This window comes from Methylococcus mesophilus (assembly GCF_026247885.1).
Classification (GTDB): Bacteria; Pseudomonadota; Gammaproteobacteria; order Methylococcales; family Methylococcaceae; genus Methylococcus; species Methylococcus mesophilus.
Genome location: NZ_CP110921.1, coordinates 4153504 through 4173099 on the forward strand (window position 1 = coordinate 4153504; position 19596 = coordinate 4173099).

Annotated in this window: 17 protein-coding genes; 14 read left to right on the forward strand and 3 right to left on the reverse strand. The window is 64.2% G+C overall.

The window, feature by feature from the left end:
- The first annotated feature begins 75 nt into the window (after nt 1–75).
- From OOT43_RS19540 to OOT43_RS19550, 3 genes are all read left to right on the forward strand, one after another.
- Nucleotides 76–2811, forward strand: a complete 2736-nt coding sequence (locus OOT43_RS19540) for a sensor histidine kinase (RefSeq protein WP_266022365.1) — start codon at nt 76–78, stop codon at nt 2809–2811.
- Nucleotides 2812–2814: 3 nt separating this feature from the next.
- A complete protein-coding gene (locus tag OOT43_RS19545) occupies nt 2815–3510 on the forward strand; it encodes a response regulator (protein WP_266022366.1) in 696 nt (231 codons plus the stop codon).
- A gap of 404 nt (nt 3511–3914) precedes the next feature.
- The gene (locus OOT43_RS19550) at nt 3915–4703 is read left to right on the forward strand and encodes a DJ-1/PfpI family protein (protein WP_266022368.1); all 789 of its coding nucleotides are present in this window, start codon (nt 3915–3917) and stop codon (nt 4701–4703) included.
- A 214-nt stretch (nt 4704–4917) separates the two neighbouring features.
- Here OOT43_RS19550 and OOT43_RS19555 read toward each other — a convergent pair whose 3' ends face one another.
- Both OOT43_RS19555 and OOT43_RS19560 read right to left on the reverse strand, forming a co-directional pair.
- A complete protein-coding gene (locus OOT43_RS19555) occupies nt 4918–5979 on the reverse strand; it encodes a PA0069 family radical SAM protein (RefSeq protein ID WP_266022369.1) in 1062 nt (353 codons plus the stop codon).
- A gap of 22 nt (nt 5980–6001) precedes the next feature.
- On the reverse strand, nt 6002–6748 hold the full coding sequence (locus OOT43_RS19560) for a HesA/MoeB/ThiF family protein (protein ID WP_266022370.1): 747 nt from the start codon (nt 6746–6748) through the stop codon (nt 6002–6004).
- A 141-nt stretch (nt 6749–6889) separates the two neighbouring features.
- On the opposite strand from OOT43_RS19560, the gene tsaB reads away from it, so the two are divergent.
- The 8 genes from tsaB to galU all read left to right on the forward strand — a co-directional run bounded on the left by tsaB (nt 6890) and on the right by galU (nt 12818).
- Nucleotides 6890–7576: a tRNA (adenosine(37)-N6)-threonylcarbamoyltransferase complex dimerization subunit type 1 TsaB gene (tsaB, locus tag OOT43_RS19565; protein WP_266022372.1), complete on the forward strand. Its 687-nt coding sequence runs from the start codon at nt 6890–6892 to the stop codon at nt 7574–7576.
- 68 nt (nt 7577–7644) lie between these two features.
- Nucleotides 7645–8268, forward strand: coding sequence for an L-threonylcarbamoyladenylate synthase (locus OOT43_RS19570; RefSeq protein WP_266022373.1), 624 nt, complete (start codon nt 7645–7647; stop codon nt 8266–8268).
- A gap of 37 nt (nt 8269–8305) precedes the next feature.
- Complete coding sequence (locus OOT43_RS19575) at nt 8306–8971, forward strand: site-2 protease family protein (RefSeq protein WP_266022374.1); 666 nt, start codon at nt 8306–8308, stop codon at nt 8969–8971.
- Nucleotides 8968–9783, forward strand: coding sequence for a segregation and condensation protein A (locus tag OOT43_RS19580; protein ID WP_266022375.1), 816 nt, complete (start codon nt 8968–8970; stop codon nt 9781–9783). Before OOT43_RS19575 ends, OOT43_RS19580 begins: the two co-directional genes overlap by 4 nt.
- 1 nt (nt 9784) lies before the next feature.
- The gene (gene scpB / locus OOT43_RS19585) at nt 9785–10390 is read left to right on the forward strand and encodes an SMC-Scp complex subunit ScpB (RefSeq protein WP_266022376.1); all 606 of its coding nucleotides are present in this window, start codon (nt 9785–9787) and stop codon (nt 10388–10390) included.
- Entirely contained in the window at nt 10314–11228 is a 915-nt protein-coding gene (gene rluB, locus OOT43_RS19590) for a 23S rRNA pseudouridine(2605) synthase RluB (RefSeq protein ID WP_266022377.1), read from the forward strand. Before scpB ends, rluB begins: the two co-directional genes overlap by 77 nt.
- A 93-nt stretch (nt 11229–11321) precedes the next feature.
- Nucleotides 11322–11933 carry an adenylyl-sulfate kinase gene (gene cysC / locus OOT43_RS19595; RefSeq protein WP_266022378.1) on the forward strand — a complete coding sequence of 204 codons (612 nt, stop codon included), beginning with the start codon at nt 11322–11324 and terminating at the stop codon, nt 11931–11933.
- A 6-nt stretch (nt 11934–11939) separates the two neighbouring features.
- The gene (galU, locus tag OOT43_RS19600; RefSeq protein WP_266022379.1) at nt 11940–12818 is read left to right on the forward strand and encodes a UTP--glucose-1-phosphate uridylyltransferase GalU; all 879 of its coding nucleotides are present in this window, start codon (nt 11940–11942) and stop codon (nt 12816–12818) included.
- A gap of 51 nt (nt 12819–12869) precedes the next feature.
- On the opposite strand, the gene OOT43_RS19605 is transcribed toward galU, so the two are convergent.
- Nucleotides 12870–14051: a pyridoxal phosphate-dependent aminotransferase gene (locus OOT43_RS19605; protein ID WP_266022380.1), complete on the reverse strand. Its 1182-nt coding sequence runs from the start codon at nt 14049–14051 to the stop codon at nt 12870–12872.
- Between the two features lie 179 nt (nt 14052–14230).
- Between OOT43_RS19605 and uvrB the strand changes: the two genes are divergently transcribed.
- The 3 genes from uvrB (at nt 14231) to OOT43_RS19620 (ending at nt 18878) form a co-directional block, all read left to right on the forward strand.
- Complete coding sequence (gene uvrB / locus OOT43_RS19610; protein ID WP_266022381.1) at nt 14231–16312, forward strand: excinuclease ABC subunit UvrB; 2082 nt, start codon at nt 14231–14233, stop codon at nt 16310–16312.
- Between the two features lie 86 nt (nt 16313–16398).
- Nucleotides 16399–17118, forward strand: a complete 720-nt coding sequence (locus OOT43_RS19615; protein ID WP_266022382.1) for a cytochrome b/b6 domain-containing protein — start codon at nt 16399–16401, stop codon at nt 17116–17118.
- A 20-nt stretch (nt 17119–17138) separates the two neighbouring features.
- Entirely contained in the window at nt 17139–18878 is a 1740-nt protein-coding gene (locus OOT43_RS19620) for an ankyrin repeat domain-containing protein (protein ID WP_266022383.1), read from the forward strand.
- Nucleotides 18879–19596: the final 718 nt, after the last annotated feature.

A 19596-nucleotide genomic window follows, 5' to 3' on the forward strand; every position in this document is an offset into this window, starting at 1 on the left:
CGGCGGGCCTATGAGGGCGGCGTCGGGTATGCCCGGAATGCGGGCCGCCAACCGGTGCCGGGGATAGCGCCGCCGATGGCCGCGGAACGCCCGGATCCCGATGCCCTGCTCGCCAGGGTCGAGCGCGAACAGGCCAGGGCCCACCGGGGCCGGCTCAAGATTTTCTTCGGCGCAGCGGCGGGGGTCGGCAAGACCTATTCGATGCTGCAGGCGGCTCGGGAGCGGCGCGCCGACGGCGTCGACGTCGTGGTCGGACTGGTGGAAACCCACGGCCGCAAGGAGACTGCAGCGCTCCTCGAAGGGCTGGAGGTGCTGCCGGTACGGACAGTCGAATACCGCGGCACGGTGGTCGGCGAGTTCGATCTCGACGGTGCGCTCAAACGCCGGCCTTCGGTGATTCTGGTCGATGAACTGGCGCACACCAATGCCACCGGTTCGCGCCATCCCAAGCGCTGGCAGGATGTGGAGGAGCTGCTGCGCGCCGGGATCGACGTCTACACCACGCTCAACGTCCAGCATCTGGAAAGCCTCAACGACGACGTCGGCCAGATTTCCGGCATCCGGGTGTGGGAGACCGTGCCGGATACGGTGTTCGAGGCCGCAGACGAAGTCGAGCTGGTCGATCTGCCGCCGGATGAGCTGCTCAACCGGCTCCGCGAAGGCAAGGTCTATATTCCGCAGCAGGCGGAGCTGGCGGCGGAGAATTTCTTCCGCAAGGGCAACCTCATCGCGCTGCGCGAACTGGCTTTGCGCCAGACCGCCGACCGGGTCGACGCCCAGATGCAGGTCTACCGTGAGGACCACACCATCCGGGAAATCTGGCAGGTCGGCGAGCGCATCCTGGTTTGCGTCGGCCCCAACAGGATGGCGGAACGGCTGATCCGCGCCGGCAAGCGGCTGGCGGCCAGCCTCAAGGCGGAATGGCTCGTCGCCTACGTGGAGACTCCTCCCCTGCAGCGCCTCCCGGCGGAACGGCGCGACGCGGTGCTGCGCATGCTGCGTCTGGCGGAGCAACTCGGCGCCGAGACCGTCACCCTGAGCGCGCCGGACATGAGCGAGGCCGTCATCAATCTCGCCAAGGAACGCAACGTCACGAAGATCGTCATGGGCAAGCCGCAGCGGCGCGGTTGGCGGCGCTGGCTGCTGGGCTCGGTGGTGGACACCATCATCGCCGAGGCGCACAACATCAACGTCTATCTGCTGGGCAGCCCCCAGGAGGAGGCGGAACGGGGACGGCGGGGTGCTCCGGCCCCGCTGCCGGGGCTCAGCGCCAGGCCCGACCGGAGCTGGCTGGCAGCCTACCGCGGCTACCTGGGCGCGGCGGCGGCGGCCTCGCTCTGCACCCTGGCCGCAAAAGCGATGTTCGGACGGTTCGAGCTGACCAATTTGGTCATGGCGTACCTGCTCGGCGTCATTTTCGTAGCGACCCGCTACGGGCGTGGTCCGTCGATTCTGGCTTCGGTGCTGGGTGTCCTCGCCTTCGATTTCTTTTTCGTGATGCCTTACCGGAGCTTTTCAGTCTCCGATACCCAGTATCTGTTTACCTTCGCCGTGATGCTCAGCGTCGCCCTGGTGATCGCCAACCTGATGGCGAACGTCCGCTCCCAGGCCAAGGTGGCTGCTCACCGGGAGCGCCGGGCGACCGTCCTGTACGCCATGAGCAAGGAGCTGGCAGCGAGCCGGAGCGAGGCCGAGATCGTCCAGATCGCGATACGCCAGATCGGGATCGAATTCGGCGGACGCAGCGTGCTGCTGCTCCCTGACGAAAACGGACGGATCAACTACCCGGTCTCCCCGCTCGCCGAGGAATCCGTACCGGGCATCGACATGAGCGTGGCCCAATGGGTGTTCGACCACAACGAAATGGCCGGGCAGGGCACCAACACGCTGCCGGGCACCAGCGGCGTCTACATCCCTTTGACCGGCGTCGACAAGACCATCGGCGTGCTGGTCATGGCGCCGGCCAACCTGCGCCGGGTTTTCCTGCCGGAGCAGCAAAAGCTCCTGCAGACCTTCGTCAACCTGATCGTGCAGGCGATCGAGCGGGTCCGGCTCGCCGAGCAGGCACGGGTCAACCAGGTGCAGATGGAGTCCGAACGCCTGCGCAATTCCCTGCTCAGCTCGATCTCCCACGATCTGCGCACCCCGCTCGCGACGATCGTGGGCTCGGCGAGCACCCTGGTCGAAGGCGACTACGCCCTGGAACCGGAGGACCGGCGGGAGCTTAGCCGGGCGATCTACGACGAGGCGCGGCGCATGGCCAGCCTGGTGAACAATATCCTGGACATGGCCTGGTTCGACGCCGGAGTGGTCAAGCTCCATCTGCAGTGGCACATCCTGGAGGAAATCGTCGGCACCGTGATGACGCGCCTGCAGAAGCAGCTCGAACAGCGCGCGGTGACGGTGCGCTTGCCGCCGGGGACGCCGTTCGTCTACGTGGATTCGGTGATGCTGGAACAGGTCCTGGCCAACCTGCTGGAAAACGCCATCCGCTACACGCCGGAAAACAGCCCGATCGAGATTGGTGCGGAAGCCACGCCGTTCACCATGACGATCACGGTTGCCGACCGCGGGCCGGGGATTCCCAAGGGGCAGGAGGAGCTGATCTTCGAAAAATTCTACCGGGTTCGTCATGAAGGCCCGCAAAGCGGGGTCGGGCTGGGGCTCGCCATCTGCCGGGCGATCGTGGAGGCGCATGGCGGCTACATCCGCGCCAGGAACCGGGCCGGGGGCGGGGCGGTATTCACGATCGTCCTGCCGCTGCGGGAGTCGCCACCGCGGATCGAGCCGGAAGCCGAGCCGGTGGAGTAGCCCGTGTCCGGACCCAATCCCGTCATCGTGGTCATCGAGGACGATCCGCAGATGCGGCGTTTCCTGCGCACCAGTCTGCGCAGCCACGGTTTCCAGGTGTTCGAGGCCGATACGGGCGGCCGTGGCATCATCGAGGCCGGGTTGCGCAAACCGGAAGTGGTCATTCTCGACCTCGGGTTGCCGGACATGGATGGCGTCGAGGTCGTCAAGGCGCTGCGCGAGTGGACGGCGCTGCCGATCATCGTCCTTTCGGCGCGCAGTACGGAGGAGCATAAGATCGAAGCCTTGGATGCCGGTGCGGACGACTACCTGACCAAGCCGTTCGGCATCGGCGAACTCATCGCCAGAATCCGCGTGGCGCTCCGGCATTCGGCAACCGGTGCCGTGAATTCGCCGGGCGAGGGGTACGCCAACGGCGGATTGCGTATCGACCTGCTTCGGCGCACCGTGACTGTCGGCGAGCGGGAGATCCGCCTGACCCCCACCGAATACCGTCTGCTCGCCGCGCTGGCACGCCACGCGGGCAAGGTGCTGACCCACCGCCAACTGCTGGTGGAGGTCTGGGGGCCCACCCATGTAGAGGATTCCCATTACCTCAGGATCTACATGAGCCAGCTTCGGCAGAAACTCGAAACCGATCCGGCCAAGCCCGAATATCTGATCACGGAGTCCGGCGTAGGCTATCGGCTGCGGGTTTGAGGCAGGTGACCCGCCCGGCGCGACGGTTTCTGCGGGGCGACCGCCTTGGGGCTTGGCAAGAGCTATCCCGCCACGATGTGTGATATCCCTGGCTGTGGTGAGTGATATCACCTGTTCGTTGGGTTTGTCCCGCCTTATTTTCCCGGCGTGAGCCGATCGAAGACTCGTGTCCCCCTGGATTCACTGAGTTTTGCTGGAGCCGCTTTCCACGGCAGCTGGGAGGCACAATCATTGCCTTGCTTCTGCACCATCCCGGCCGTCGGGATGTCCACGGTCGCCGGGTTAGTCCCGTGATCGTGGCGCTGTTCGGATCGCCCAAAGCGCCTGCGCGTCCAGAAGTCCCTGGACGACCGAACATATCAAGTTGATGGCGAATTCGCCTAACTAAGTTCTTGGATAACTCTATGAATAATTTTATAAAAATCTTGGCGTTGACCTTGTTTCCGGCTATCTCCTGGGCGTTGACCCACGAAGAGCTGATGACTCTCAAACCAAACCCCAACGTCAATGCCAATGGCATCGGCATTTACGTATACGATGGCATGAATGCCTTGGACGCCATCGGCCCCTACCAGGTATTCAAGTCGGCCGGGCTCAAGACCTTCCTGATTGCAAAGAACAAGGATCAGCCTATCGTTTCCAGTGACAATCCGTCGACAGGTCTGAAAATTGTCGCGGACAAGTCCTGGTCCGAAGTTCAACAGCTGGATGTCCTGGTGGTGCCGGGCGGGTTCGGCGGAACGGTGATGCAGACAATGGACCCGGAGGTATTGAACTGGATCAAGGCGATGGACCAGAAGACGATCTATACCACCAGCGTCTGTACCGGCGCATGGATACTCGGTGCCGCCGGCGTCCTGGAAGGCAAGAAGGCGACCACGAACTGGTATCGGGCTAAGGATTTCCTTGCCAAATACGGTGCCAAATTCGTGTCGCAGCGCTACGTTCAGGACGGCAAATACATCACCTCCGCCGGTGTCACCGCCGGGGCCGACATGGCGCTGTATCTCGTCAACAAGCTGTTCGGGGTCAAGGACTATACCCAAGCCGTCATGCTGGATCTCGAATACGACCCCAAGCCGCCCGTCAAGGGTGGGTCCATCAAGAAATCCAAGCCCGATGTGGTCGACGCAATGCGGGAAATGTACGACTGGGCGTTCGACATGATGTACCCGGGCTACCGGCCGCAATAACGCGTCCGTCGCTCCGGTGGTCTGCACCCGGAAGCCCTGGGATCAATGCGGTAAAGTTAAACCGTCATTCCGGCATGGATTGCCGGAATCCAGGGCACAGGGATGTGTCGGGCCTTGACCTTCCATGGTTCCTGGACCCGCGGCATTCCGTGCCGGGGTGACGAGGCGGCCCGTAACTTAACGGCATTGGCCCTGGGATGGCGGCGGCAGCGGGTTATCGGAACAGGTCGAGCTGCTTGCCCTCGGGCGCTCTGAAGGCGCCGGCGTCGAGTGCGGGCAGTTCGGCAGCCAGACCGTGGCGTTTGAGTGCATGCAGGAAGCGGCGGGCGAGGAGACCCGCATATTCGCCGCTGCCGACCTGGCGCCGGCCGAAGCCGGAGTCGTAGATTTTGCCGCCGTGGGCGAGTGCGACCAGGCTGAGAGTGTGAGCGCCTTTCAGCGGGTAGTGCGCGTCCAGCCATTCCGCGAACAGGGATTCGACCTCCCGCGGCAGCCGCAACAGGATGTATCCCGCCGATGCGGCGGCGTGCTCGGCCGCCTTTTCCACGATGCGTTCCATCTCGCTGTCCGTGAGCCAGGGAATGACCGGTGCGATCATCACCTTCACCGGCACCCCGGCTGCAGCGAGGCGCGCGACTGCCAGCAGCCGCCGGTGTGGGGCCGAGGCGCGGGGTTCGAGCTTCAGGGCCAGGGCCTTGTCCAGCGTGGTGATGGAAACCTGCACGTTGGCCAGGCCCGCCGCTGCCATCTCGCTGAGGATGTCCAGATCCCGCTCGATCAGGGCGGATTTGGTGGTGATCGTCACCGGGTGGCGGGCCCGCTGCAGGACTTCCAGCACTTGGCGGGTGATCCGCCACTCGCGCTCGATGGGCTGGTAGGGATCGGTGTTGGCGCCCAGGGCGATGGGCGAGCACCGGTACTTGGGATGGGCCAGCTCCTTTTCGAGCAGTTGGGGAGCATCGGGTTTGGCGAACAGCCGGGTTTCGAAGTCCAGCCCCGGCGACAGTCCCAGGTAGGCATGGCTGGGCCGGGCGTAGCAATAGATGCAGCCGTGCTCGCAGCCACGGTAGGGATTCAGAGACTGGTCGAATGGAATGTCGGGGGACTGGTTGCGGGCGATGACGGAGCGGGAGGTTTCGACGCTGACCTGAGTCGCCAGCGTCGAGGGTTCTTCCGGAAACCAGCCGTCGTCTACAGCTTCCTGGGTCGTTGCAGAAAAGCGCGAGGCCTCGTTGCTGACCGCGCCGCGGCCGTGGCGCGGACCGCCGGGTTTCACGGGCCGGGCGCTCCCGTACGGATCAGCGCTGGCCGCAGGTCGGGCAGGCAGGATTCCGCCCCAGCCTGACTTCGTGCCATTCCAGCCGCAGTGCGTCGAACACGACGAGGCGGTTGCTACGGACGGTATCGAGATCCAGCAGCAGTTTGATGGCTTCCAGGGCCTGCATGCTGCCGATGATGCCGGGCAGCGCCGCGACTACGCCGTTGCGGGCGCAGCTTCCGTCCAGCTCGCCGCCCTGGGGATAGAGGCAGTTGTAGCACGGGCTTTCCCCATCGCCCGGCGTGAATACGGCGAGTTGTCCCTCGAAGCGGATCGCGGCGCCCGACACCAGCGGGGTGCGGGTGGCCACGCAGGCCGCGTTGACGGCAAACCGGGTCGCGAAGTTGTCCGAGCAGTCCAGAACCACGTCGACCGCGCTGGCCCATTCCTCGAGGGCCGATTCGGAGAGACGTTCGGAAATCGGCTCGATCCGCACGTCCGGGTTCATCCGCCGGAGCCGCCCGGTACAGGCCTCGGCTTTGCTCCGGCCGATGTCCGCCGTATCGAAAGCGATCTGGCGCTGGAGGTTGGAGAGATCGACCGTATCGAAATCGCTCACGACCAGTCGGCCTACGCCGGCTGCGGCCAGATACATGGCGGCCGGCGAGCCGAGCCCGCCCAGCCCGACGATGAGCACGCTGGCGCTTAGCAGCCGGTCCTGGCCTTCGGTGTCGACCTCGGGAAGCATGATCTGGCGGCTGTAGCGGAGGAGTTGAGGGTCGTCCATCGGGAGGGTTCGGGCTGTCGCGGATTCGTGATTATAGCGGTTGGGACGCCTCGCGATGTCGTCAGGTCGATTCCGGCCCGGCAGCCCCGGTGGGGTAAACTGGCCGGCCCCAACCGCAGAAGCCTCTAAAGCGTCAGACCTATGATCGTACTCGCCATCGAAACCGCGACCGAAGCCTGTTCGGCTGCGCTTTACCAGGACGGCGCCATCCTGGAGCGCTACCAGGTGGCGCCCAGGGAGCACAACCGGCTGATTCTGCCCATGCTGGAATCGCTGCTGGCGGAAGCCGGCATCGCACTGGGGCGGGTGGATGCCGTGGCTTTCGGGCGCGGGCCGGGTTCGTTCACGGGGGTCCGCATCGCCGCCGGGGTGGCCCAGGGCACTGCTTTCGCCCTGGATCTTCCGGTCGCACCGGTTTCGACCCTGGCCGCCCTGGCGGACGAGGCGATCGCCGAAACCGGCCGCGAATATGCCTTTCCCTGCATCGACGCGCGGATGGCGGAGGTCTATTTCGCCGTTTATTCTCGGGATGGGGATGGCTATCCGGCGCTGGCGGGAGAGGAGCGCGTCCTGTCGCCCGGGCAGGCGGATTTTTCGCCGGCGGAAGGCGTCGGCATCGGAATCGGCAGCGGCTGGGTCACCTACCAGGCTTGTCTGAGCGGCCTGGCAGGCGGGCGCCTGGCCTCGGTCTTGAGCGGGCGCTTTCCCCGCGCCGGCGCGGTCGCGCGGCTCGGTGCCAGGATTCACGCCCTGGGCACGAGCGTCCCGGCAGAACAGGCCCTGCCGGTGTACCTGCGGGACGACGTCGCCAGGAAGCCGAAGCCGTGAGTCGGGGCTGGGCGCAACGCCCGACGGCCGCATATCGGCCGCCGCGGCTCCTGTAGTACACTAGCGGCATGGCGCAATATTTCGAGGTGCATCCCCAGACGCCGCAGCAGCGGTTGATCCGCCGGGCCGCGGAGATCGTCAGCCAGGGGGGGCTGATCGTCTATCCGACCGATTCGTCCTATGCCTTCGGCTGCCAACTGGACTGCAAGGATGCCTTGGAGCGCATCCGCAGGATCCGCCAATTGGGTGAAGACCATAATTTCACCCTGATCTGCCGCGACCTTTCCCAGGTTTCCGCTTTCGCCAAGATCAACAACGAAGCTTTCCGCCTGATCAAGACCTTGACGCCGGGGCCTTACACCTTCCTGCTGCAGGCTACGCGCGAAGTGCCGCGACGGCTGCAGCATCCCAAGCGCAAGACCATCGGGATCCGCCTGCCGGACAATGCGGTTTCGCAGTTGCTGGCGGCGGAACTGGACGAACCTTTGTTCAGTTCGACCCTGATTCTGCCCGGCGAGACAGAAGGCCTCAGCGACCCCGAGGACATCCGGGACTTGGTAGGCTCGCGGGTAGAACTGATCCTCGCCGCGGGAGTCATACCGTTCGCGGAAACCACGATCGTCGATCTGACCGGCGAGTTCCCGGTCGTCGTTCGCCAGGGCAAGGGCAGCGCCGGTTTCCTGCGCGCCTAGTCTTCTCGTCCCTTTTCACTTTCGGGCTTAACACACGATGGATGACCTTACTTTGGTTCAGCGTTTCAGCGTCTGGCTGTTGCCGGTGCTGTTCGCGATCACCCTCCACGAGGTGGCGCACGGCTGGGTCGCCAGCAGACTGGGCGACAACACCGCCAAGAGCCTCGGGCGCCTTTCCCTGAACCCCCTGCGTCACATCGATCCGGTCGGGACCATCCTGGTGCCGGGACTCCTGCTGGCTTTCGGCGGCTTCATCTTCGGCTGGGCCAAGCCGGTGCCGGTGGACTGGGGGCGGCTGCGCCATCCGCGGCGGGACATGGCGCTGGTGGCGGTGGCCGGTCCCGGGGCCAATCTGATCATGGCCCTGGGATGGGCGATCCTGTTGCGGCTGGCCGCGGAGTTGCCGGAAAGCCTGGATTATGTGGCTCTGCCCCTCGGGCTGATGGGGAAGGCCGGGGTCGCCATCAACAGCGTGCTGATGGTGCTGAACCTGCTGCCGATTCCGCCGCTGGACGGCAGCCGGGTCGTCTCTACCCTCCTGCCGCTGCGGGCGGCGATCCAGTACAGCCGGATCGAGCCCTACGGCTTCTGGATACTGCTGATCCTGATCTATACGGACATTTTGGGGCGCATCATGGTCGGGCCGCTGCTGCTGGTCCAGCATCTGATCTACACCGTCGTCGGCCTGGCCGGAGGCGCATGACCGAAACGGCGCCCGTACCGGAAGCCTTGGAACCGGTCGCGCTGGTCAAGGGCGCGCCGGTGAGCCAGTTGCCGGAGGATCTGTACATTCCGCCGGACGCGCTGGAGATCTTTCTGGAAACCTTCGAAGGTCCGCTCGACCTGCTGCTGTATCTGATCCGCAAGCAGAATTTCGACATCCTCGACATCCCGATCGCCGAGATCACTCGCCAGTACATCGGCTACATCGAAATGATGGACATCATGCGGATGGAACTGGCCGCGGAATACCTGCTGATGGCGGCGATCCTGGCCGAGATCAAGTCCCGGGTGCTGCTGCCCCGGCCGAAGGAGGCCGAAGCCGAGGAAGAGGATCCGCGCGCCGAACTTGCGCGGCGCCTGCAGGAATACGAGCGGTTCAAGGCCGCCGCGGAACGGCTGGACCGGTTTCCCCGCCTCGAGCGCGACCTGTTCGAAACCGGGGCGGGGAGCGACGACATTCCGGTGCCGAAGGTCTATCCGAGCATCGCCATGAACGATCTGCTGTCGGCGTTCCAGGACGTACTGAAACGCCTGAACCATACCAGCCATCACCATATCCGTCGGGAAGCGCTGTCGGTGCGCGAGCGCATGAGCCTGATCCTCGAACGCCTGAACGGCGATGCGACACTGGCTTTCGAAGCCCTGTTCCCGCGCCGCGAAGGGCGCCCGGGAGCGGTGGTGTCGCTGCTGGCCGTTCTGGAGCTGAGCAAGGAGCGGCTGATCGAAATCATCCAGGACGAGCCCCTCGGCGCCGTGCAGGTACGCTCTCTGGTCGTCGCCGGCGGTGACTGACATGGATCTCAAGCCCATCGTCGAAGCCGCGTTGTTCGCGGCGCAAAGGCCGCTTGCCGTCGCCGAGCTGGAAGCCTTGTTCGGCGAGGACGAGCGTCCTGACGCTGAAGAAATTCGGCAGGTGCTGGAGACCCTGGCGGAGGAATACTCGGAGAGGCCGCTGGAGCTTCGCAAGGTGGCCAGCGGCTACCGGTTCCAAGTTCGCGCCGCCTATGCGCCGTGGATTTCCAGGCTGTTCGAGGAGCGGCCCGGCCGCTATTCGCGCGCCCTGCTGGAGACCCTGGCGATCATCGCCTACCGGCAGCCGGTGACGCGCGGCCAGATCGAAGAGATTCGCGGCGTCGCGGTCAGTTCGGGGATCATCCGCACGCTCACCGAGCGGGAATGGGTGACCGTGGTCGGCCATCGCGACGTTCCCGGCCGCCCGGCGCTGTTTGCCACCACGCCCCAGTTTCTCGATTATTTCAATCTCGAATCCCTGGCGGATTTGCCGGCCCTGCCGGAATTCGCCGTATCACCGGAGTTAGAAGATGTCCTTGCCGCCGCGCAAACCGACCAAACCCATCCGCTCGAGGAACCGTCCGCTCCAGCCGACGCCGGGGTCTGAGCCTGCCGAAGCCGGCGAGGGCGAACGTATCCAGAAGGCGCTGGCGCACGCCGGTTTCGGGTCCCGGCGAGAGATAGAGGGCTGGATCCGCGAGGGTAAGGTCTTCATCAATCGCCGTCCCGCGCATCTGGGCGACCGCTACCGCAAAGGCGATCAGGTGATGCTGAACGGCCATCTGATCAATCTCGAAAAGCGCCTGCAGGCGGCCACCCGGGTCCTGCTGTACCACAAGCCGGTCGGCGAACTGGTCAGCCGGCGCGATCCGGAAGGCCGTCCGGTGATCTTCTCGCAATTGCCGCGGCTGGAACTGGGTCGCTGGGTCGCGGTGGGGCGGCTGGACGTCAACACCCAGGGACTGATCCTCGCGACCAACAACGGCGAACTGGCGCATCGTTTGATGCACCCTTCGCGCGAAGTCGAGCGCGAGTACGCCGTCCGCATCCTGGGGACGGTGAGCGAGGCCGTCATCGAGAGGCTGATCAACGGGGTTCAGCTCGAAGACGGTCCGGCGCGCTTCGAATCGGTGGTAGATGCCGGGGGGGAGGGCGCGAACCGCTGGTTTCATGTGGTGGTCCGGGAGGGACGCAACCGGCTGGTGCGGCGTCTGTGGGAGTCGCAGAACCTGGTCGTGAGCCGCCTCATCCGGGTGCGCTACGGCGACATCGTTCTGCCGCCGCGACTGCGCGCTGGGGCCTGCGTCGAGCTGGAAAGGGAGGCTCTGAACGGTTTGCTGCGTTCCGTGGGCCTTCCGCCGGTGACGCCGGAGGCACCGCCGAAGCGGCGCTTCGGTGGTGAAGCCCGGGGCCGGGAGCGCGGATTCCGTAAGCGGCGGAGCTAGCTTTCTGCAAGGCGGCGAAGCAGGTATGATGCGGCCCCAGCGCTGCCGAGCCGGCGAGGAGACAGCTCTGGATCCGGGAGAAGGACGTATTCAATGAACACCCATATCGTTTGGCATCAATCCACCGTAGTCCGCGATCAGCGCGAACGGCAGAACGGCCATAAGAGCTTCATCCTTTGGTTCACCGGCCTCTCCGGCGCCGGCAAGTCGACCCTGGCGCACCGGGTCGAGCAGCTTCTGTTCGAACAGGGCTGCAAGACCTATGTCTTCGACGGCGACAACGTCCGTCACGGCTTATGCTCGGATCTGGGGTTCAGTGCCGAGGACAGGTGCGAGAACATCCGCCGCATCGGCGAGATGAGCAAGCTGTTCGTCGACGCCGGCGTCATCGCGCTGACCGCATTCATTTCTCCCTTCCGCCGCGACCGGGATCTGGTCAGGGCGCTGGTCGAACCCGGCGACTTCGTCGAAATCTTCTGCGATACACCGCTCGAAGTCTGCGAGCAGCGCGATGTGAAGGGGCTGTACCGCAAGGCGAGGGCCGGCGAGATACCGGAGTTCACCGGGATTTCCTCGCCTTACGAAGCGCCGCTCAAGCCGGAGATTACGGTGCGGACGGGCGAGCACGGCCTGGACGACTGCGCCGGGCAAATCCTCGAATATCTCGAGAAGAACGGAAAGATCAACCTGAAAACGACAAGGTAGGACATCATGGCAAAAGTCATCAGAAAAGCCGTTTTCCCGGTCGCGGGGCTGGGGACCCGCTTCCTGCCCGCCACCAAGGCCAGCCCGAAGGAAATGCTGCCGGTAGTGGACAAGCCGTTGATCCAATATGCGGTCGAAGAAGCCGTGGCGGCCGGCATCGACGAGATGGTCTTCATCACCGGTCGCAGCAAGAACGCGATCATGGACCATTTCGACAAGGCCTACGAACTCGAGACGGAACTGGCGGCGCGAGGCAAGGACGACATCCTGAACATCGTCCGGAACATCATTCCGCCGCATGTCACCTGCATCTACATCCGTCAGGCCGAGGCCTTAGGCTTGGGCCACGCCGTCAACTGCGCCAAGGCGGTCATCGGCAATGAACCGTTCGCGGTGCTGCTGGCGGACGATCTGATCGACGGCAACAACCACGGCGGCTGTCTGTCGCAGATGGTCCGCATATTCGACAAATGGCAGTGTTCGGTGCTGGGCATCGAGCGCATCGATCCCAGCGAAACCCACAGCTACGGCATCGTGAAGACCAGTCCGATCGAGGCCGGGCTGGACAAGGTCGAAGCGATCGTGGAAAAGCCGCGGCCCGAGAATGCGCCGTCGAATCAGGCGGTGGTGGGGCGCTACATCCTCACGCCGGCGATCTTCGACAAGTTGGCCAATGTCTCGCGCGGCGCGGGCGGGGAAATCCAGCTCACCGACGCCATCGCGATGCTGCTGAACGAACAGACGGTGCTGGCTTACGAATTCAACGGCAAGCGCTACGACTGCGGATCGAAGCTGGGCTATCTCATCGCCACGGTGGAGCAGGGCCTGCAGCACGCCGAGCTGCGGGCAGGCTTCGAGGCCTATCTGAGGAGCCTGCAGCTCTAAGAGGCGAACCAGGGCGTTGCCGGGGAAGGCAGCCCGTGCAACGCCCTGCGTTCATTTGGACAGGGCGGCCGCCAGCCGTTCCAACGCCTTTTCCAGATTGGCCATGCTGGTGGCGATGGACAGGCGGATGTGGCCAGGCGCACCGAAGGCCGAGCCCGGTACCACGGCCACGCCGCCCTGTTCGATCAGGTATTCGGACAACGCCAGGTCGTCCGCCAGGTTCAGGCTTGCCATCGCCGCTTCGACATTCGGCAAGACATAGAACGTGCCGTGGGTCTCCAGGCAGTTGACGCCGGGAATGGCGTTCAGCTTGGCGACCACGAAGTCGTGCCGCTCCTTGAAAGCCTTCACCATGGCGGCGATGAAGCCCTGCTCGCCGTTGAGCGCGGTTTCGGCGGCGACCTGCGAGATCGAGGTGGGATTGGACGTGCTCTGCGACTGGATGTTGGTCATGGCTTCGATCAGGCGCTCGGGTCCCGCCGCGTAGCCGATGCGCCAGCCGGTCATCGAATAGGCCTTGGAAACGCCGTTCAGCACCACGGTCCGGTCGTACAGGTCCGGGCAGACGTTCAGGATGTTGCTGAATGTGCCTTCCCAGAGGATATGCTCGTACATGTCGTCGGTGGCGATGAGGACCTCGGGAAACTGCCGCAGCACCTCGCCGAGGCCGGCCAGCTCGTCCGCGGTGTAGGCCATGCCGGTGGGGTTGGACGGACTGTTGATCACGAACAGCCGGGTCCTGGCCGTCAGCGCGGTTGCCAGTTGCGCCGGGGTGATCTTGAACGCCTGATCCTGCCCGGCTTCGACGATGACCGGCAAGGCGCCGGCCAGCAGCACCATGTCCGGATAGGACACCCAGTACGGCGCCGGGATGACGACCTCGTCGCCGGGATTGAGCAGGGCCTGCGCCAGATTGTAGAAACTCTGCTTGCCGCCGCAGGACACCAGGATCTGCTTGAGCGTGTAATCCAGCCGGTTTTCGCGCTTGAATTTTGCCTGGATCGCCTGCTTGAGGCCGGGCGTTCCGTCGACCGCGGTGTATTTGGTGAAGCCCTTTTCGATGGCCTGGATGGCCGCCTGCTTGATATGGTCGGGCGTATCGAAGTCGGGTTCGCCGGCACCCAGTCCGACGATGTCCTTGCCGGCGGCGCGCATCGCCGCGGCGCGGGCGGTGACGGCAAGGGTCGGGGACGGCTTGATGGACTGGACGCGGTCGGAAAGTTGTATGCTCATCAGTTTCGCGAATTGGCTGGAAAAATCGAGGCGTTATGTTACCGGTTAGCCGGCTTTCCTTGAACTCCATGGGCGGAAAATTTGTCATTACCGATATCGCGCCCGCTCCGCCTGGGCGGGTTCGGATATCTTTGGAAACATCCGGTTCAGCGATTTTCGCCTAGAGGTTTGAATACGCCATGTTGCCTGGAAGCGGCCATTGCCTGGCCCAGCCGGTCGAGGAAAGCTTGAAACTGCCGCGCGGGCAGAAATCCAAGCCGTTCGCGCTGCGGAGCGGATATGCGCCATCGGGCGATCAGCCGGAGGCCATCCGGCGCCTGGTCGAGGGGTTGAACGACGGCGAGCTGCACCAGACCCTGCTCGGCGTGACCGGCTCGGGCAAAACTTTCACCATCGCCAACGTGATTTCCCAGGTTCAGCGCCCGACTCTGATCCTGGCGCCCAACAAGACGCTGGCGGCGCAGCTTTACGGCGAGATGAAGGAATTCTTTCCCGAGAATTCGGTGGAATACTTCGTTTCCTATTACGACTACTACCAGCCCGAGGCCTATGTGCCGGCCTCCGACACCTACATCGAAAAGGATTCCTCGCTGAACGAGCACATCGAGCAGATGCGGCTGTCGGCGACCAAGGCGCTGATCGAGCGGCACGACACCATCATCGTCGCCACGGTGTCCTCGATCTACGGCCTGGGCGAGCCGGCTTCGTATTTCGAGATGGTGCTGCACCTGGTGCGTGGCGACATGATCGACCACCGCAGCCTGATCCGGCGGCTGGCCGAGCTCCAGTACACCCGCAACGAAGCCGAGCTGAGGCGCGGCACCTACCGGGTCCGGGGCGACGTGATCGACATCTACCCGGCCGAGTCGGAGAAGGAGGCGCTGCGGGTCGAGCTGTTCGACGACGAGATCGAGCGGCTGTCGCTGTTCGACCCGTTGACCGGCGAGATTCTTTCCCGCATCGCCCGCTACACGGTCTATCCCAAGACCCATTACGTCACCCCGCGGGAAAAGCTGCTGCAGGCGGTGGAAGAGATCAAGGTCGAACTCAAGGACCGGTTGGCGCATCTCCGCAGCCAGCACAAGCTGGTGGAAGCCCAGCGGCTGGAGCAGCGGACCCTGTTCGACATCGAGATCATCCTGGAAGTCGGCTATTGCTCGGGCATCGAGAACTACTCGCGCTATTTGTCCGGACGCTCTGCCGGCGAGTCGCCGCCGACGCTGTTCGATTACTTGCCGGACGATGCGCTGGTCGTGATCGACGAGAGCCATGTCACTATCCCGCAACTGGGCGCGATGTACCGCGGCGACCGTTCCCGCAAGGAAACGCTGGTCGAGTTCGGCTTCCGGCTGCCGTCGGCGCTCGACAACCGGCCGTTGAAATTCGACGAGTTCGAGCTACGCGCGCCGCAGCGCATTTACGTCTCGGCAACGCCGGGGCCTTATGAGAGAACGCACTCGGGCGCCGTGGTGGAGCAGGTCGTGCGTCCCACCGGCCTAGTCGATCCGGATGTCGAGGTCCGGCCGGCGTCGACCCAGGTCGACGACCTGCTGTCGGAGATCCGGCTGCGGGTTCAGAAGGGCGAGCGGGTATTGGTGACCACGCTGACCAAGCGCATGGCCGAGGACCTCACCGAATACCTCATGGAGCACGACGTCGCGGTGCGCTACCTGCATTCCGACGTGGACACCGTGGAGCGCGTGGAGATCATCCGCGATCTCCGGCTCGGCAAGTTCGACGTGCTGGTGGGCATCAACCTGCTGCGCGAAGGGCTCGATATCCCGGAAGTGTCACTGGTGGCCATCCTCGATGCGGACAAGGAAGGGTTCCTGCGCTCGGTAGTGTCGCTGATCCAGACCATCGGCCGGGCCGCCCGCAACCTGCATGGCAAGGCGATCCTGTATGCCGACAAGGTGACCAATTCCATGCAGCAGGCCATTGGCGAGACCGAGCGTCGCCGTGCCAAACAGATTGCCTACAATGAAACGCATGGCCTGACTCCCAGGGGCATCACCAAATCCGTGATGGACATCCTGGAAGTGCCCATTCCGGGCGGCGGCGCCGTGGGATCGCGAAAGCAGGCGGCCCGTGCCGCCGAACCACGCTCCGAATACAAGGTGACCAAGCCGGCAGAGGCGGCCAGGCTCATCAAGCAGATGGAAGAGAAGATGTACGCGCATGCCCGCGACCTGGAGTTCGAGGAAGCGGCCAGGTTGCGCGATGAGATTCAGCGGATCCGTGAGAGTGCGTTGATGGCGTGATGTTTGCTACGCCTCCGTTCATCCGGGACGCGGAATCGCCGACCGGAAAAAAGCCAGGATCGAAACCGAACGGGAAGGGGGTAAACATGGCGCAACGCATCATCGTCTGGGATCTTGCCACGCGGATATTCCACTGGTCGCTGGTGACCAGCTTTTTCGGCGCCTACCTGTCGGCTGACAGCGACTACCGGGTGCTGCACGTAATGTTCGGTTACACCATCCTCGGGCTGATCGGTTTCCGCCTGCTGTGGGGATTCTTCGGGCCGCGCTATTCCCGGTTCAAGGACTTCGTGCGCGGCCCGCTCGCGATCTTCCGCTACATGAAAAGCCTGCTGTCCAAGCACCCCGAGCACTACGTCGGCCACAATCCGGCGGGTGCCATCGCCATCGTACTGCTGCTGTTTCTCGGCATTCTGGTCTGCGCTTCAGGGCTGCTTTCCTATGACGAACGCTGGGAGGATTCGCTGAAGAGCTTCCACGCCCTGCTTTCCAATTTCATGCTGGCGATCGTGTTCGTTCACATCGTGGCGGCGATCGCTTCGGGCTTCCTGCATCACGAAAACCTCGTGCTTTCCATGATCACGGGCTACAAGGAAGGGGCGGCTGGCCAGTCGATCGCCGGCAAGTGGCCGTGGGCCGGGCTGGCGCTCGCCGCGGCTATCGCCTCGTTCTGGATGCTGGCGCTGCCGGCAAATCCCTTCCAGGAGGGGGCTGGCGCCGGACGCGATCAGGTGGCGGAAGAGGCGGCTCTCCCCGGAAAGGCGGTGAAGCCGGTCACCATGTCTTCGAAGTCTGAACGGCTCTGATGCTCACCGGAACAGCGGCGATGTCTAACCCGATCGGACACCTGGTTTTTTGCCTGTCCCTCGCCGGTTTTTGCGGCCCAGCGGACGTCTCGGCCGAGGAGGTGCTGGAGCAGGGGCTCAAGGCCGCGCGTTTGCGCCAGTACGATCAGGCAAGCGCTCAATGGCAGGTTCTGGCCGAACGGGGCGACGCCGAAGCGCAATACCGCCTGGGGGCGATGTTCCAGAGCGGCCGCGGCGTGCCGAAAGACTATGCGCAGGCGCTGAGATGGTTCCGTGCTGCGGCGGGACAGGGGCAGGTCCGCGCACAGTTCGAACTGGGTCTGATGTACGAGAAGGGTCTGGGCGTCCGTCCCGATCCGGTTCAGGCCCGGCACTGGTATGAAAAAGCCGCGGCGCAGAATTACGTCATGGCTCGCAGGCGGCTGGAGGCCATGCCAACCCCGGCGACAGGTGCAGGCTCCGCCGCCGCAGGCAAGCCTGCAGAGACGGACACGGCTCTTCACCGCGCCGCCCGGCGTGGCGACGCCGATGCCGTGCGGGATTTGCTGGCGCGAGGCGCCGAAATCGATGCCGTGGACGACAAAGGGCGCACGCCGTACCGACTTTCATTGGAGGCCGGGCATCCGGAGACCGCCGGCTTGCTGGCTGCCGCCGGCGCCGATCGGGGCCGGAGCCCTGCGGAAATCAAAGGGGAGCGCGAGAAGCGGCCCAAGCATCCGCCGTCCCGTTTGAACTCGAAAGACGACATCGGCGGCTATCCTGGCTGGCCGGCGCTGGCGGTAGCCGCCTGGCGAGGGCAGGCTTCAACGGTCGAAATGCTGCTCGCGAAAGGTGCCAACGTCGCCGCCAGAGCTCCGGACGGCCATACCCCGCTGACCCGCGCAGCCTGGAACGGCCATGTCGAAATCGTGAAAACCCTGTTGTTTCATGGAGCGGCAGCCGACGCTGCGACGCCGGACGGCCGGACCGCCATGATGTGGGCAGCCTGGGAGGGGCATGGCGAAGTGGTCGCGGCACTGGCGGCCGCGGGGGCGAAGCTGGACGCAAGCGATGGGGACGGAAACACCGCTCTCGCATGGGCGGCGCAGCGCGGCACCGCGACGGCCGTGCGAACGCTGTGCCGCCTCGGTGCGGCCACCGGCCCGGCGCGGAAGGACGGCAGGACCGCGGTCCTGCTGGCGGCCATCGGCGGGCACCCGGAAACCGTTGAGGCCCTGGCGGCGGCTTCGGCCGATCCGAACGCCGTCGACGCAGACGGACATACGGCATTGTGGCATGCCGTCGACGGGGGGCATGCCGGGGTCGTCGAGACCTTGCTGACGCACGGAGCCGCCTTCGATCGCGACTGGGCTCCCGGTCATAACGCACTGGCGCGCGCAGCATGGAAGGGCGACGAAGTTATAGCCGGAATGCTGCTGGCACACGGTGCCCCCGTGGACGCGCCGAGCGGGGACGGCAACACCGCCCTGGCCGTGGCCGCAGGCGGCGGACACACCGGCGTGGTCCGCATGCTCCTGGGGAAAGGCGCAAATCCCGATCTTCGGAACAGGCAGAACATGACTGCGCTGATGCTGGCGGCACAAACCGGCCACCGCGAAATCGTGGCGGCTCTGCTGGAGGCGGGCGCTGATCCGGCCCTCCGGAACAAGCACAGGCACAGCGCCTTGTCGCTGGCTAAAGTCGGGGGACATGCGGATTGCGTCAAGGTCCTCGAAAAATACTCGTCCGGACGCAAGGCGATTTTCGGCTCTCTTCTATAACCACCGTCTACTTTGATGGTTTCTCCGGGGCTGCCCTACCTCGCACTCCCAGGCTAAACCCTGCGACTCCCAAATTCCCGGTTCGACGCCCCTCTTCCTCACCAGCCGGGATCACTTCATTGAAAAGATTTCTGACTACACTTTGTAGCGCCTGGAATGGCTGTGCGGTTCATCCTCGCGGCATTCAGTCCTGGCCTCGTATTTCGTCGGTGAAGCGGCTGTAGCCGGGTGGCATAACGGGTATGACGCCTTCAGGAGACAGCATGAAATCTCCGCCGGGATTTCTGCGGCCATCCGTGTGCCAGCACCTATATGCGAATCCTTCCGATGATGGTCCGGGAATTTGATCCGCATCAAGATTAAGGGGCGCCGTGGTGTTTCCTCTGGGCGACGGAAATCCACGAAAAGATCGTGGGCTCAGAGTAGTTAATTGTTCTATATAAATAAAATATATTGGCACGGTTATTGTTTAAGTTCCGACATCCAGGCAATGGAGATGCCGGACTGGCGTCGGTCAGCTCTTCGCTGATGAAAGCGATTCCGGGCCGGTTGGGAGTAATGGACTGATTCCTCGCTCGTGGTATTGATCAATAAGCAAGAGGTTAGGGCTATGACGAAAAAACTTGGGAATTCTCGATCTGAAAAAATTGCGACTGAGGGGACTCTGTCCAAACGCGCTCTGTCCCTGGCAGTGGTGATGGTTGCGACCGGGAGCGTC

Coding starts and splice junctions, on each gene's coding strand:
- OOT43_RS19540 (WP_266022365.1), top strand. CDS start 76: ATGGCCGCGGAACGCCCGGATCCCGATGCCCTGCTCGCCAGGGTCGAG.
- OOT43_RS19550 (WP_266022368.1), top strand. CDS start 3,915: ATGAATAATTTTATAAAAATCTTGGCGTTGACCTTGTTTCCGGCTATC.
- OOT43_RS19560 (WP_266022370.1), bottom strand. CDS start 6,748: ATGGACGACCCTCAACTCCTCCGCTACAGCCGCCAGATCATGCTTCCC.
- tsaB (WP_266022372.1), top strand. CDS start 6,890: ATGATCGTACTCGCCATCGAAACCGCGACCGAAGCCTGTTCGGCTGCG.
- OOT43_RS19570 (WP_266022373.1), top strand. CDS start 7,645: ATGGCGCAATATTTCGAGGTGCATCCCCAGACGCCGCAGCAGCGGTTG.
- OOT43_RS19575 (WP_266022374.1), top strand. CDS start 8,306: ATGGATGACCTTACTTTGGTTCAGCGTTTCAGCGTCTGGCTGTTGCCG.
- OOT43_RS19580 (WP_266022375.1), top strand. CDS start 8,968: ATGACCGAAACGGCGCCCGTACCGGAAGCCTTGGAACCGGTCGCGCTG.
- scpB (WP_266022376.1), top strand. CDS start 9,785: ATGGATCTCAAGCCCATCGTCGAAGCCGCGTTGTTCGCGGCGCAAAGG.
- rluB (WP_266022377.1), top strand. CDS start 10,314: ATGTCCTTGCCGCCGCGCAAACCGACCAAACCCATCCGCTCGAGGAAC.
- cysC (WP_266022378.1), top strand. CDS start 11,322: ATGAACACCCATATCGTTTGGCATCAATCCACCGTAGTCCGCGATCAG.
- galU (WP_266022379.1), top strand. CDS start 11,940: ATGGCAAAAGTCATCAGAAAAGCCGTTTTCCCGGTCGCGGGGCTGGGG.
- OOT43_RS19605 (WP_266022380.1), bottom strand. CDS start 14,051: ATGAGCATACAACTTTCCGACCGCGTCCAGTCCATCAAGCCGTCCCCG.
- uvrB (WP_266022381.1), top strand. CDS start 14,231: ATGTTGCCTGGAAGCGGCCATTGCCTGGCCCAGCCGGTCGAGGAAAGC.
- OOT43_RS19615 (WP_266022382.1), top strand. CDS start 16,399: ATGGCGCAACGCATCATCGTCTGGGATCTTGCCACGCGGATATTCCAC.
- OOT43_RS19620 (WP_266022383.1), top strand. CDS start 17,139: ATGTCTAACCCGATCGGACACCTGGTTTTTTGCCTGTCCCTCGCCGGT.